The organism is Telluribacter humicola, from assembly GCF_017355935.1.
GTDB lineage: Bacteria > Bacteroidota > Bacteroidia > Cytophagales > Spirosomataceae > Telluribacter > Telluribacter humicola.
The window spans coordinates 21782-35978 of sequence record NZ_JAFIQT010000012.1 but is presented as its reverse complement, the minus strand read 5'-3'; the positions used below and the strand labels follow the sequence as shown (position 1 = coordinate 35978).

At 47.8% G+C, this 14197-nt stretch carries 15 protein-coding genes; 13 read left to right on the top strand and 2 right to left on the bottom strand.

The genetic code is table 11. The features are described from left to right. The first annotated feature begins 119 nt into the window (after positions 1-119). The 8 genes from JUB14_RS26595 to JUB14_RS26560 all read left to right on the top strand — a co-directional run bounded on the left by JUB14_RS26595 (position 120) and on the right by JUB14_RS26560 (position 6731). Positions 120-932 (top strand): sulfite exporter TauE/SafE family protein, encoded by an 813-nt coding sequence (locus JUB14_RS26595; protein ID WP_207509915.1) that lies wholly within the window; start codon positions 120-122, stop codon positions 930-932. Between the two features lie 109 nt (positions 933-1041). Then, positions 1042-2466 carry an MBL fold metallo-hydrolase gene (locus JUB14_RS26590; RefSeq protein WP_207509914.1) on the top strand — a complete coding sequence of 475 codons (1425 nt, stop codon included), beginning with the start codon at positions 1042-1044 and terminating at the stop codon, positions 2464-2466. A 165-nt stretch (positions 2467-2631) separates the two neighbouring features. After that, positions 2632-2958 (top strand): rhodanese-like domain-containing protein, encoded by a 327-nt coding sequence (locus JUB14_RS26585; RefSeq protein ID WP_207509913.1) that lies wholly within the window; start codon positions 2632-2634, stop codon positions 2956-2958. 73 nt (positions 2959-3031) lie between these two features. Then, on the top strand, positions 3032-3589 hold the full coding sequence (locus tag JUB14_RS26580) for a YeeE/YedE family protein (RefSeq protein ID WP_207509912.1): 558 nt from the start codon (positions 3032-3034) through the stop codon (positions 3587-3589). Between the two features lie 43 nt (positions 3590-3632). Continuing rightward, a complete protein-coding gene (locus JUB14_RS26575) occupies positions 3633-4046 on the top strand; it encodes a DUF6691 family protein (RefSeq protein ID WP_207509911.1) in 414 nt (137 codons plus the stop codon). A 17-nt stretch (positions 4047-4063) separates the two neighbouring features. Further along, complete coding sequence (locus tag JUB14_RS26570; protein ID WP_207509910.1) at positions 4064-5329, top strand: MFS transporter; 1266 nt, start codon at positions 4064-4066, stop codon at positions 5327-5329. 55 nt (positions 5330-5384) lie between these two features. Further along, positions 5385-5771, top strand: a complete 387-nt coding sequence (locus JUB14_RS26565; protein WP_207509909.1) for a DUF302 domain-containing protein — start codon at positions 5385-5387, stop codon at positions 5769-5771. A gap of 312 nt (positions 5772-6083) precedes the next feature. Beyond that, positions 6084-6731 (top strand): Crp/Fnr family transcriptional regulator, encoded by a 648-nt coding sequence (locus JUB14_RS26560; protein ID WP_207509908.1) that lies wholly within the window; start codon positions 6084-6086, stop codon positions 6729-6731. A 162-nt stretch (positions 6732-6893) separates the two neighbouring features. On the opposite strand, the gene JUB14_RS26555 is transcribed toward JUB14_RS26560, so the two are convergent. Continuing rightward, positions 6894-7091, bottom strand: a complete 198-nt coding sequence (locus JUB14_RS26555) for an aldo/keto reductase (RefSeq protein WP_207509907.1) — start codon at positions 7089-7091, stop codon at positions 6894-6896. A gap of 230 nt (positions 7092-7321) precedes the next feature. Further along, the gene (locus tag JUB14_RS26550; protein ID WP_207509906.1) at positions 7322-7804 is read right to left on the bottom strand and encodes a nuclear transport factor 2 family protein; all 483 of its coding nucleotides are present in this window, start codon (positions 7802-7804) and stop codon (positions 7322-7324) included. A gap of 236 nt (positions 7805-8040) precedes the next feature. On the opposite strand from JUB14_RS26550, the gene JUB14_RS26545 reads away from it, so the two are divergent. The 5 genes from JUB14_RS26545 to JUB14_RS26525 all read left to right on the top strand — a co-directional run bounded on the left by JUB14_RS26545 (position 8041) and on the right by JUB14_RS26525 (position 13922). After that, complete coding sequence (locus JUB14_RS26545) at positions 8041-8958, top strand: helix-turn-helix domain-containing protein (RefSeq protein WP_207509905.1); 918 nt, start codon at positions 8041-8043, stop codon at positions 8956-8958. Between the two features lie 72 nt (positions 8959-9030). After that, on the top strand, positions 9031-9486 hold the full coding sequence (locus tag JUB14_RS26540) for a (2Fe-2S)-binding protein (protein ID WP_207509904.1): 456 nt from the start codon (positions 9031-9033) through the stop codon (positions 9484-9486). Positions 9487-9531: 45 nt separating this feature from the next. Beyond that, positions 9532-11799 carry a xanthine dehydrogenase family protein molybdopterin-binding subunit gene (locus JUB14_RS26535; RefSeq protein WP_207509903.1) on the top strand — a complete coding sequence of 756 codons (2268 nt, stop codon included), beginning with the start codon at positions 9532-9534 and terminating at the stop codon, positions 11797-11799. A gap of 531 nt (positions 11800-12330) precedes the next feature. Further along, on the top strand, positions 12331-12993 hold the full coding sequence (locus tag JUB14_RS26530; protein WP_207509902.1) for a metalloregulator ArsR/SmtB family transcription factor: 663 nt from the start codon (positions 12331-12333) through the stop codon (positions 12991-12993). 44 nt (positions 12994-13037) lie between these two features. Next, positions 13038-13922, top strand: coding sequence for a sterol desaturase family protein (locus JUB14_RS26525; protein WP_229368343.1), 885 nt, complete (start codon positions 13038-13040; stop codon positions 13920-13922). The last annotated feature ends 275 nt before the right edge of the window (positions 13923-14197 follow it).

Below are 14197 nucleotides of genomic sequence, written 5' to 3'. Positions count from 1 at the left end.
TTCAAATTAATCTTATTCTGAGCCTTTCCTAGATAGTTGCCTCTGTGATAATTGTCACTGTCTTCCTTCTGGCCCTATCGGACCTTTGTGACAGAATATAATCTTAATCATATCTACTGATGGAAATACTTGGTTATACCGCTGCCCTAGTGATTGGACTCTCCCTGGGGCTCATTGGAGGCGGAGGGTCCATTCTGACGGTACCCGTGCTTGTTTACCTGCTGGGACTGAGCCCGGTGCTCTCTACTGCCTATTCCCTGTTTATTGTAGGGTCTACCAGTCTGGTAGGCGCTTATAAATTTTATAAGAAAGGGCTGGTGAGTCTGAAAACAGCTCTGGTCTTTGGCTTGCCTTCCATGGCGGCCGTTTACGTAACCCGCCGTTTTATTGTACCGGCCATACCGGATAGTCTTTTTACCGTCTCAGGCATGCTCATCACCAAAGATATCATGCTGATGCTGCTCTTTGCCGGCCTGATGGTATTTGCCTCTATCAGTATGATCCGAAAAGAGTGTGAATCGTGTGGGCAGGAAGATAGTACCACTTTGCCTTCGTCCCAGAAGTTCAACTATGCGGGTATTCTGGGCGAAGGCCTGGTAGTGGGAACTCTTACCGGACTGGTAGGGGCCGGTGGAGGTTTTCTGATCATCCCGGCGCTGGTGCTGTTCAGCAAGCTGGACATGAAATTAGCAGTCGGTACTTCACTGCTCATTATTGCAGCTAAATCGCTGTTCGGATTTCTGGGTGATGTTTCTAACTATCCGATTGACTGGATGTTTCTGCTGAGCTTTTCCGCACTTTCGGTGGTCGGTATCTTTATTGGCTCCTACCTGTCTGCCCGCATTCAGGCCAATAAACTCAAAACCTCCTTTGGCTGGTTCGTGCTGGTCATGGGCCTCTACATCATGGGAAAGGAAATTTTCTTCCCCTAATCCCTTCGGTGATGAATGTCACCAAACAGCCTATCTCCACTTGCGACCTTTGTCAGGTCAAATAGGTGATAACAACAGGTAAGACTATACCATAAATCAATAGAAACCAATGAAAGTTGAACAAATCTATACCGGATGCCTGGCCCAGGGCGCTTACTACATTGAAAGTAGGGGCGAAGTGGCCATTGTTGACCCACTGCGTGAAATTCAGCCTTATCTGGATAAGGCCGAAACAGATGGAGCCACCATCAAGTATGTACTGGAGACGCATTTTCATGCCGATTTTGTATCGGGACACGTAGATCTGGCGAAAGCAAGCGGGGCACAGATTGTCTTTGGTCCGAATGCTACACCAGCCTTTCAGGCACACATTGCCTGTGATGGGGAAGAATTGAAAGTAGGTAATGTTACCATTAAGGTACTACATACCCCAGGGCATACCATGGAGTCTACCACCTATCTGCTTAGAGATGAACAGGGGAAAGACTATGCCATTTTTACCGGTGACACGCTCTTTATTGGAGATGTGGGACGGCCGGATCTGGCCGTAAAGTCGGACCTGACGGAAAAGCAGTTGGCCGAGCATCTGTATGATTCGCTTCGTAGCAAGATTATGACGCTGCCGGACGAGGTGATTGTTTATCCCGCCCATGGAGCCGGTTCGGCCTGTGGTAAAAACATGAGCAAGGAAACCAGTGACAGACTGGGCAATCAGAAACTGACCAATTATGCCTTACGGGCTACCATGACCAGGGAGGAGTTTGTCAAGGAGGTGACCGATGGGCTGCTGCCCCCACCGGGCTACTTCCCGCTCAATGTAAAGATGAACCGGGAAGGTTACGCCAGTATCACCGAAGTATTGCAGCAGGGGCAACAGGCTTTATCCCCCGAAGCGTTCGAAGCGGCCGCCAACGAAACGGGAGCACTCGTCCTTGATACCCGTGATCCGGAAGAATTTGCCAAAGGATTTATTCCTAACTCGATCAACATTGGCATTGACGGCAATTTTGCCCCCTGGGTGGGGGCACTTATTCCGGATATCCAGCAGCCCATTCTGTTTGTTTCGGAAGAGGGACGCGAGGAAGAAGTAGTAACCCGGCTAGCCCGGGTAGGATATGATCATGCCATTGGCTATCTGGAAGGAGGCTTCAAAAGCTGGGTACAAGCTGGTAAGGAGGTTGACACCATTCGCTGTATTATAGCGGAAGAGTTTGCTTATCGTTATGCTTTGGCCACTAGCATTCAGAAAAACATAAAAGTAGTAGATGTACGTAAGCCCGGGGAATACCAGGCCCAGCACGTAGAAAGCGCGCAGAACGCACCGCTTGACTATCTGAATAATTATTTGTCAGAGCTGCCCAAAGAGGAAGATATATTCCTGCACTGCGCCGGAGGGTATCGTTCCATGATAGCCGCTTCGATTCTGAAAGCCAGAGGCTATGATAATATAATCAACATCATGGGAGGATTCAAGGCCATTGCCGCGACCACCGTTCCCGTAACGGCCTACGTTTGTCCTTCCACCCTCAAGTAGTATATCAGGCAGAGCTGTATCAGTACCTGACACAGCCCTGCCTGATAGCTTTTACTTATGTAGAGTGCCAGTCTTGTGTGATCTAAGTCACTGTACTGGCCTTGTTAATTCAGGATCTTTGTATTGTAAAATGTAAATACCATCAACGTAAAACATAGAAAAGCCATGTTTAATTTATTTAAGTCCGCACCCAAATCGTATGAAGACCTGGACGGAAAATCGTTCCAGGCAAACTACCAAGCAGCCTCGAATGCCGAGCTACTGGATGTCCGCACGGCCAGTGAATTTGCTTCCGGTACTATTCCCGGTGCTATGAATCTGGACGTAAATTCACGTGAATTTCAGAAGGCAATAAACACCTTGGATAAAGATAAGGAGTACTACGTGTTCTGCCGAAGCGGAAATCGCAGCGGAATGGCCTGCCAGTTGCTTTCTGAAAAGGGTTTCAGAACCTATAACCTGGCCGGAGGCATCGGGGCCTGGCCCAGATAAAGAGTATAACCTTAATAAAGGGAGGGGAAGTGCTCCTCCCCCCATCTATTTCAATAAAACCAGTCCTTAAGTTATGTTAGAATTAGTGAGGCAGCCATGGCCGTGGTATACATCGGGCGCCGTAATCGCCTTTGTCATGGTGCTGCTGTTATTCTTTGGTAAATCCTTTGGCGTCTCTGCCAACCTGCGGACCATATGTACGGCCTGCGGGGCAGGTAAATCGGTTAAGTTCTTTGACTTTGACTGGCGCAGCCAGACGTGGAACCTCTTGTTTTTAGTAGGGGCGGTACTGGGGGGCTGGATCTCGGCGGAATACTTGACTACCGGTGAGGTGATCCAGATTTCAGATGCCACGCTTTCTGATCTGCGTGCACTGGGGTTTTCAGGTCCGGAAGGTATTCAGCCGGAAGAGATCTTTGGTCTGCAGGCACTGTTTAGCCTGAAAGGCTTTCTATTGCTGCTGATCGGCGGCTTCATGATAGGGTTCGGGGCGCGCTATGCCGGAGGATGTACGTCAGGTCATGCCATCAGCGGTTTATCAAACCTGCAGCTACCTTCGCTGATTGCGGTCGTCGGATTCTTTATCGGAGGGCTGATCAGTACCTTTATCTTGTTGCCCTTGCTTTTTTAAGGAGTAGCTATCTAGTGGTTGAATCATTAAACAAAGCTTGAAAGTGAAGAGTATAAAATTTATTCTGGCCGGCATTCTTTTCGGCATCGTCATGAGTAAGTCGGAAGCCATTTCCTGGTACCGGATCCAGGAAATGTTTCGCTTCCAGTCGTTCCATATGTATGGGATCATTGGTACAGCCGTCGTACTGGGTATCATCGCGGTTTACCTGATCAAAAGGTTTAAGCTGCGCGATTTTCAGGGAAATCCGATCGTGTTTCAACCCAAGCAGATGTCCCTGCCGCGTTACCTGATTGGAGGTACTGTGTTTGGGCTGGGCTGGGCTCTGACGGGTGCCTGTCCTGGTCCCATGTTTGTCAACATAGGTTTTAGTTACTGGGCCATTCTGGTGGCTATTGCCGGTGCCTTGGTAGGGACTTATTCCTACGGCGTCCTAAAAGAGAGATTACCACATTAATATAAATTAGTTAGACTATGTCAACGGTGGCCCCCATACAACTAGGACTTAAAGAGAACAGGAAGCAATTCTGGCTCCTGGTGCTTATCAATGGCTTTGTTGGGGCAATGGTAGGAATGGAGCGCGCGGTCATTCCGGAGTTTGCGGAAGACGTATTCGGCATAAGTGGCCATTCAGCGCTCCTTTCCTTTATTGTAGCCTTTGGGCTGGCCAAGTCAGGGGCTAACCTGATGATGGGACGGCTGACCGGACGGTTTACCCGAAAGCAACTCCTGCTGTTAGGCTGGGGCTTTGCCTTACCTGTCCCCTGGCTGTTACTATTCGCCACCCGCTGGGAGTGGGTGCTGCTGGCTAACCTTTTTCTGGGAATTAACCAGGGACTTTCCTGGTCAGCTACCGTAGTGATGAAGATTGATCTGGTGGGGGAGAAACATCGTGGATTGGCCATGGGGATCAATGAATTTGCCGGCTACCTGGCTGTAGGTCTGGTGGCCTTTCTGGCTGGGTACATTGCCTCCTCCACCGGTCAAGTTACCTATGCCTTTATACCAGGTGTTGGCTTTTCGATACTGGGTCTTTTACTGACTATTCTATTTATTTGCGATACTCATGCTCATGTGCAGACGGAATCCCGGCAATCCCACATCCCACCGCTCAAAAGTGTATGGAAAGACACTACCTGGCGCCATGCTAACTTAGGCCCAGTGACCTGGAGTGGCTTTGTCAATAACATGAACGATGGGGTACTGTGGGGATTGCTGCCCGTATTACTTACTACAAAAGGATATTCATTACAGGAGGTAGGGCTGCTGGCAGGGATCTATCCGGTTGTTTGGGGAGTGGGTCAACTGGTAACAGGAAGGCTCGGAGACCTATTTTGTAAAAAACAGCTCCTGAGTTTAGGTATGCTCATGCAAGGAGTTGCCATTGCGGTCCTATTTTATACCCAGGCTTATCTGGCTTTGGTTCTCGCTCTGGCTTTTTTAGGAGTGGGTACCGCCCTGGTGTACCCCAACTTTCTGTCGGTGGTAGCCGAGAACACGCCCCCGGATCAGCGGCCTCAAAGCTTAAGTATTTTTAGGTTCTGGCGTGACTTTGGGTATGTAGTAGGGGCCATTGCCGCCGGAATATTCAGCGACATCCTGGGAGTGAGTGCCGTATTATTGGGCGCAGCCTTGCTTACTGCTGGCGCTGGAGTCCTGACGGAGGTGCGCATGTGCTGTACCAGGAAGTGGCTGTGGCATAGCAGACGTTGCCCTGAATGTAGTACCGCATCTCTTTGAACTATTATAAAGTGAGAGAGTTTTATTACCAGTATCCACAAAATCCAAACCTACTATGAGTTATCACTTCACCAAAAAGATCCAGCTCTCCTTTGAGGAAGCCCTTCGTAAAGTTACTGAAGAGCTTAAAAGCGAAGGATTTGGAATTAATACGGAAATAGACCTCAGGGAGAAGTTTAAGGAAAAACTGGACGTTGAATTTCGAAATTATAAGATCCTGGGAGCCTGTAATCCAAAAATGGCATATCAGGCCATTGAACAGGAAAGAAATATAGGTACTATGCTACCCTGTAATGTCGTGGTGCAGGAGCTGGAGGACGGAGGGGTAGAAGTTTCTGCCATCAATCCTATGGAATCCATGTCATCAGTTGATAACCAGCAGCTGGAACCAATTGCATCACAGGTAAGTAGTCATTTAAAGGTAGTGATTGACAAGCTTTAGAAAGCCTTAACTTGTGCCTGGGAAGAGACTACCTGTTTTTTCGCTCCAAGCACACGTTTGGTTTTTAACCTTACCTGTTTGCGCAGGAAATCCCTGCTGATGGATAAACTTTTACAATTTCCATTAGGAGGTTTAAACGTCTAATACTAAGTACTACCCTTTTTCTATTCCGGCAGGATATTTCCCTGATGCGATAGTTTCTCCGGATACTTTACTAGTCGCCCTATTCTTTTGTCTTTCTTACCTGTCTGATCTACTATGGTTTAGGTTTAGTAACTAGTAGATTTATCCCCATTTTTAAACTTGTTAAATATGCCATTTCAGATTCCAACTCTTACAGATCCTCTACTTCTCTCAGAGATAGAGAAGCATGGAAAAATTCAGGTGTATGAACCCGGGCAGGCACTGATCGAGCCGGGACAGTCTGTTAAGATGGTTCCCATCATCCTGGAAGGAACAGTAAAAGTGATGCGAACCGACGAGGAAGGCCATGAGCTCTTCTTGTACTATATTGAAAGTGGGGATACCTGTGCTATTACGTTAACCTGTTGCAGCGTAGCCAATCCGAGTGACATCAAAGCAGTGGCTGAAGAAAGAACCAGGGTGATCGCAATACCTATTCGCAAGCATGAGGACTGGGGAAACGAATTCCGTCAGTGGAAAGACTTTGTCGCGCAGACATACCAGAATCGGTTTCAGGAACTGCTAAAGGCTGTAGATGATATTGCTTTTAAAAAGATGGACGAGCGCCTGTTGAAGTTTTTGGTGGTCAAGTCAAAGCAGTTAAAGACTCTTGAAGTTTCTATGACCCATCAGGAAATAGCCAGTGAGCTGGGAACATCCCGTGAAGTAGTATCACGGCTCCTAAAGCAACTGGAAAAAAGAAAACTGGTGGAACTGGGAAGGAATAAAATATATGTTCGTGACGATCTGGATGAGCTGATTAACCATTTGATGTGACTATGCCAGCCTGATGGTACTTTACAGCATTTCTGTTCTTCTTGTTGCTCCTACTTTCGATAAATCTATTATATCAGAAATATTTTCAGGTGTATCCTCTTAGGCCACGGCTTTTATTGTGGCAGGACGGCTGTTCACATCATTGGCCTTTCCATTTTCGAACTAAAAACCAAATTTAGTCGCAAGTATAACCTGGTCACGGAATGGTGCCACCGCTTCGCCAAGCAGGTTTTCGTTGGTGAACGGGCCGTAGACTTCGGCGGTATCAAAAAAGTTAACACCCCGTTCAAAAGCCGCCCGAATGAGCTTTATGGCCTCTCCATTTTCGGTAGCAGGACCATAGCCAAAGCTTAACCTCATACAATCTAAACCCAGCGCCAATACTTCCAGTCCACTGGTACCTAGTTTTCTCTTTTACTTAGTTGTTGTTGAAATGATGGAAGGTCGCTCTGACAATCCTTAGGCTGTTTTACCAGGACGCAGGCGATCCTGTGTAGCTCCTGCTGCCCTACGCGGGAGGGCGTTAAATACCTTTTTCCAGTAAGAATGGAGTTACTGACCAGGTGGACGGTTAAACTAAGCTGATGCTACTAATGCTCTATTTTATGGGTGTCCCGAACGCTGCTAAATGTTAAGGCTAACAGTTTCCAACTATTCCTTTGTTTTTTATAGACTTCGGTCACTGTAAATTCATTTACCGCGTCACTGCCCCGAACTACGGCCGTTAGCGTAATGCGGTTCCACAGGATGGCCACGTCGTCTATTATCTCTACCGCCACATCGTGTACATCCGCTTTTTTGTACCAGATACTTCCGGTTTTGATGATGTCCAGTTCCCTATCCTTCTTCCAGGATCCGCTCATGTGGACAAACTTTGCTTTATCGTGGAAGAGTGAAGCCAGTTTAACAACGTTCTTGTCCGCCATCCACCACCATTTGTCTTTGGACAGTTGGATGATTTCCTGTTCCGTATTCATACGGTTTTTTGCTGAACTACTTGCCATTTTCTGTTGTGCCCGGCCCCCCATTACAATTAGAACTAAAAGGCAAAGGGTCAGAATGGATGCTTTCATATCGGTATCAATTAATGGGTATGTGATGATAATTTATTCTCTTTTTCGAGTGGATAATTTTGAATTGTCTTTACCCTTCTCGCGGATGAAATTTTACCTTACAAAGGTCTTACCTATTATTCATCTCTATAGTATATGGATTACGGATAGTTCTACCAAGATTACTGATTCGGGGATGCTCTTTTATCAGTAATGAAATAAAGTGGTAATTTTGAATGAGTTAAAACAAAATTGCAATGGATAATCTACGTCGGTTCGAGACCATAAATGATTACAACACCTTCAACAGCAACGAGACGCTGCACCCGCTGGTGAGTGTGGTTGATCTGTCGAAGGCCAGTCCCCGGCAGGCCTCTAATATGTACTTTGGTTTTTATACCATCTTTCTAAAAGAGGTAAAATGCGGTGATCTGCGTTACGGCCGGCATACCTATGACTACCAGGAAGGGACGCTGGTGTTCATTGGTCCGGGCCAGGTAGTGAGCGTTGAAAACAGCGGCGAGACCTACCAACCAAAAGGCCACGCGCTTATCTTTCATCCTGACCTGGTACATGGCACTGCTCTGGGACGGCATATGCAGGATTATACCTTCTTCGGCTACCAGTCCAATGAGGCGCTTCATTTGTCCGAGCGCGAAAAGAGGATTGTGCTGGATTGCTTTTCAAAAATTGAATACGAACTGGAACAGGGCGTTGACAAGCATAGCAAACGGTTGATTACATCCAATATTGAATTGTTTCTGAACTACTGCGTTCGCTTTTACGACCGTCAGTTTATTACCCGAGACACGATTCATCAAGGCATACTGGAAAGGTTTGAGACCCTGCTGAACGAATTTTTCCAGACCGATAAACCTCAGACGGTGGGCCTTCCTTCCGTAGCCTGGTGTGCTGAACAGTTGAACCTCTCAGCTAATTACTTTGGTGATCTGGTGAAAAAAGAAACGGGTCATTCCGCCCAGGAGTACATCCAGTCCAAGCTCATAGAGATAGCCAAAGAAAAAGTCTTTGACCTGAGCAAAACCATTAATGATATAGCCTTCGAATTAGGATTTAAGTACCCACAGCACTTCAGCCGCTTTTTTAAGGAGCGGACCGGGCAGTCTCCCAACGAATATAGGCGGTCGCCACTACGGATGTTCCATGACAATTAACGCTCATATATATACGTATCCTGGTTAAGAAGCCAAAACCAAATAGAAAACATAGGAAAAACCCTTTTAGAAATGGCAAAATATAATCTGAAAATTAACGGCAAAACCCGGCCCGTAGATGTGGATCCTTCCACGCCCCTGCTGTGGGTACTGCGCGATTACCTGGACATGCCAGGTACCAAGTACGGCTGCGGCGTAGGACAGTGCGGAGCCTGTACGGTCCATCTGAACGGAGTGGCCGTTCGCTCCTGTCAGCTGCCTGCTTCGGCTGTAACCGGGCAGGAAATCACCACCATCGAAGGACTATCCGCCAAGGGAGACCATCCGGTACAGCAGGCGTGGCTGGAACATGACGTGGCGCAATGCGGCTACTGCCAGGCCGGACAGATCATGTCGGCCGCTTCGCTCCTGAAAATGAACCCTAATCCAAGTGATGAGGACATTGAGGCCAGCATGAGCGGAAACATCTGCCGCTGCGGCACGTATCTGCGCATCAAAGAAGCTATTAGAACAGCCGCCAAAAAATAATCGGTTCTAGGGCGTACGCCTCAACCCTAAAAGAGATCCTTACCTATGGAAAATAAAAAAACAACCTATAACCGGCGGTCTTTTCTGAAGTCTTCGGCCCTGGCGGGTGGTGGGCTCATGCTCACCTTCAACTGGTTTTCGACCGCGAAAGCCGCCGAAAAGATGCAGGAGCTGAACCTGCCCGAGCAGTGGGCAGAGCTGACAGGCTATATCAAAATCACGCCTGATAATGTCATTACTATTCTTTGTCCTAATCCCGAATTTGGGCAAAATGTGATGACCTCACTGCCGATGATTATCGCCGAGGAACTGGATGCCGACTGGAAGAATGTAGTGGTAGAAATGGGCCCGCACGACAACGTAAAGCTGGGACCGCAGTTTACGGGGGGCAGTAATTCGGTGAGGATGTACTGGAAGCCTCTGCGCGAGGCAGGGGCCGCTGCCCGCTACATGCTGCGCCAGGCCGCCGCCCAAACCTGGAAGGTACCCCTCGAAGAGGTGACCACCAAAAACGGGATCATCGTCCATCCCGGCACCATGAAGGCCGCTAAATACGGAGAGTTTGCCCAGATTGCGGCCACCCTACCCGTACCGAAAGACCTGAAACTGAAAGATCCGAAAGAGTTTTCAATTGTCAGAAGCTCGAAGAAAAATGTGGAAGGGCAAAAAATAGTCACCGGCCAACCGGTTTTTGGCCTGGATTACCGCGTAGACGGTATGTTGATTGCTATGATCCAACACCCGCCCGCCTTTGGTATGAAGCTTAAATCGTTTGATGCCGCGCAGACGCTCAAAATGCCGGGTATCAAAGAGGTGTTCAGCCTGCAACTGTACAAGGAAGGTTTTGAACAGGGCGGTTTCGATACCCGTACCTTCAACGATCTGCTGGTCGTGGTAGGCAAGACTACCTGGGAAGTGATGAATGCCCGCAAGAAGCTGAAAGTACAATGGGAGCCGGTTAGCGATACCAAAGATACCATGTCCGGACGGGGTGGAAAAAGAGAGGTGATCGTTCCGGCAGGACTGGAAAGTACCGATAGCCAGCTCCAAAAAATGCAGGAGTATGCACAAAAACCGGCTCAGCTACTACGAAGAGACGGCGATCCCGAAGCGGCATTCAAGGGAGCGGCTCAGGTTATTGAACGTACCTACACCGCGCCCTTCCTGGCCCATAACTGCATGGAGCCGATGAATTTCTTCGCCCATGTAACTCCTGAAAAAGCGGTAGTAGCCGGACCCCTGCAGGCACCGGGCTGGGCAGAACCTACGCTGTCAAAACTATTAGATTTGCCTGCTGACAAGATTGAAATCCAGATGACCCGTATGGGTGGGGGCTTTGGACGGAGAGCCTACGCTCAATACATGTACGAAGCGGCGCTTATTTCCAAGAAAGTCAATGCACCCGTTAAGCTGATCTACACCCGCGAGGATGACATGACCTACGGCATCTACCGCCCCATGTACACGGCCACGTACCGGGCAGCTCTGGATGCTAACAAAAACCTGATTGCCTTTCATGTGAAGGGCGGCGGTATACCCGAGCATCCGGTTCATGCCAACCGCTTCCCGGCCGGAGCCGTGGATAACTACCTGGCCGAAGCTTGGCAGATCCCATCCAATATTACCATCGGGGCATTCCGGGCACCGCGCTCTAACTTCAACGCCGCCGCCGAGCAGTCGTTCCTGGACGAAGTAGCCGAAGCCATGGGTAAAGATCCCATCGAAATGCGTCTGGAGCTGTTAGATCGGGCCGCTAAAAACCCGGTGGGCAAGGACAATGACTACGATGCGGCCCGGTATGCAGAAGTGCTCAAACTGGTCCGGGAGAAATCGGGCTGGGCTACCACTCAGGATGGGAAATACAGCCGGGGGGTAGCGGCTTATTTCTGTCATAACTCCTATGCAGCTCACGTGGTGGATATGGTCACCCGGGATGGAAAGCCCTACGTGGAGCGGGTATTCAGCGCGGTGGACTGCGGAGTAGTAGTAAACCCCGACGCAGCCACTAATATGGTGCAGGGTGCCGTGGTAGATGGCATAGGCAATGCTTTCTTCGGCGGATTAACGCATAAAGATGGGGTAGCTCAGCAAAGTAACTTTGACAAATACCGCCTCATTCGCCACAATGAAGCGCCCAAACAGATTGACGTACATTTTGTGCAGAATGACATTGACCCTACGGGTCTGGGCGAGCCTCCTTTTCCACCGGTATTCGCGGCCGTAGCCAATGCCTTGTACAAGAATACAGGCAAGCGGCATTATAAGCAGCCATTTTCCAATGAACTACCCGGAAAAGGAGATAAACAATTATAAGTGTAAAGAAAGAGAAGTGCAATGCTGGAGCTCCATAGGGGTTCCAGCATTTTTTATAAAGGTTGGATAGTGCCTCTACCAGGATCAACCTACTTTCAATGGGATATTTCTTAACAACCTCTTTGTATACTTCTTTAACCTACTTCCGATAAATCCATTTTAATGATTTCAGCAGTCAGTCACTAGTTCATAATAAAACTTAACCTGATACATTAGCTTGTATTATATACTTAAAGGAGCTTTTTAAATGTATTGATAACCTGCTCGGAGAAACATTGATATAAATCAGAGTTATCTTCTTCTGTAAGGACAACCTTTTGGCATAGCATTCAGCTGTACAGGTTTACATAAGAGTATCCTAGATCAATAATTTTTCCATTTATTTTTAAATAAATACTAAGAAGCCCCCATAATAAGTGCTTAGCTCTTTATAGGGAGCAATTAAAGATACAAAAGAATTCAATAGATCTATTGATTGATTGAATAATGGCTTCTATATTTGCTTAGTACCAGCAAGCATACTGTAAACTAATGGAGAAAAGAGAATTTAAGGATCGAGTATACGGAGGAATAGCACAGATGACAAAAGCCTTATCAAACCCGCATCGGCTCGAAATAATCGAATTGCTAGCGCAGGGGGAGAAAACGGTTGAAGTGATCGCGGCTGAAATACATGCTTCTGTTGCCAATACCTCACAACACTTACAGGTATTGAAGCAGTCGAAGTTGTTGAGTACCCGTAAGCAAGGACATTATATATACTATCGCCTATCCAGCCCGGAGGTGTTTCAGGCCTGGCAGGCTCTGCGTACCCTAAGTACTCGGGAGCTGCCTGAGGTAGAGAGGGTGATCTCTGACTTCCGCAAAGAAAAAGATAGCCTGGAAGGGGTATCTATGGAAGAACTGATCCAGAAACTGCAGGCGGATGAAGTAATCCTGCTGGATGTAAGACCTACCGAAGAGTACCTGCTGGGGCATATACCCAAGGCCATATCCGTTCCTCCGGGTGATTGGGAGCAACACCTGCACACCCTTCCTACCGAGAAAGAGATCATTGCCTACTGCCGCGGGCCTTTCTGTGTATTTGCCGACGATGCGGTAGCCCTGCTGAAGAGCAGAGGGTACCGGGCTATCCGTCTGGAGGTAGGCTTTCCAGACTGGAAGCTACTGGGACTCCCTGTTGAGCTAAATTAGTACTAATGAAATGTAGAAGTTAGCTGCTTATACCTCAAATACCTATGCCAATGGTAGTGCTTGAGAAATATGGTAATCTACTAATCAACTCCACCTATGGATATGCTGACTATTTGTGGAAGGAGGTGTTGAATCCGCACTGGACCAATTTCTTTTACTGGTTACTGGCGCTTTCGCTCTTCTGCTGGCTGCTTGAAATCATAGTACCCTGGCGGAAAGGGCAGCCGGTACTACGCCGTGACTTTTGGCTGGATGGTTTCTATATGTTCTTTAACTTCTTTTTGTTTTCCCTTATAGGCTACAACGCGCTCTCTGATGTAGGTGTTGAAGCCTTCAAAGAACTGATGGGGAGAGTAGGGGTTCAGCATCTGGTGGTGTGGGATATAGCGGAGTGGCCGGTATGGGCGCGATTATTAACTCTTTTTGTAGTACGAGATTTTATCCAGTGGAACGTACACCTCCTGCTGCACCGGGTCGAGTGGCTCTGGCGAATTCACCAGGTACACCACTCGGTGGAGGAAATGGGCTTTGCCTCCCATATGCGATACCATCCTATGGAGACAGTGATCTATCGCGCGCTGGAGTACATCCCTCTGGCAATGATTGGCTTTGGACTCACTGATTTCTTTATAGTCCATTTGTTTACGTTAGCTATTGGACACCTTAATCATACCAATGTATACCTGCCCCTGGGGAAGCTCCGGTACCTGCTCAATAACCCCCAGACTCATACGTGGCACCACGCCAAGGAGCTTAAGGAACGTAGGTATGGTGTCAACTTTGCCATTACCCTTAGCTTGTGGGATTACCTATTTGGAACAGCCTATGTGCCTAAAGACGGAAAAGATATAGCCTTGGGGTTCAAAGGAATTGAAGAATTTCCTCGTCGTTTCTGGAAGCAATTACGCTATCCTTTTGAAAGGATGTAGTAAAGGATAGGAAACCGAGAAATCAAAAGGTAAGCTTAACCTCTCAATTTGACAGGAACAATCTGAAGTATGGTGGATAAGTAGAGTGAGATCAAATACAGAATGGTTAAGTTATAAGTATTCTTATCGACAATTATTGACACGATTTTTAGGGCTAAGCGTTATCGGCATTCACAGAACAAAACCAGTTATATGCCTTAACAATGCCTAAATATGGCAGTAATCCTGTAGCACGAGATGCAGGTGAATGCCGAGAACGACCCGAGCGGCCAGAA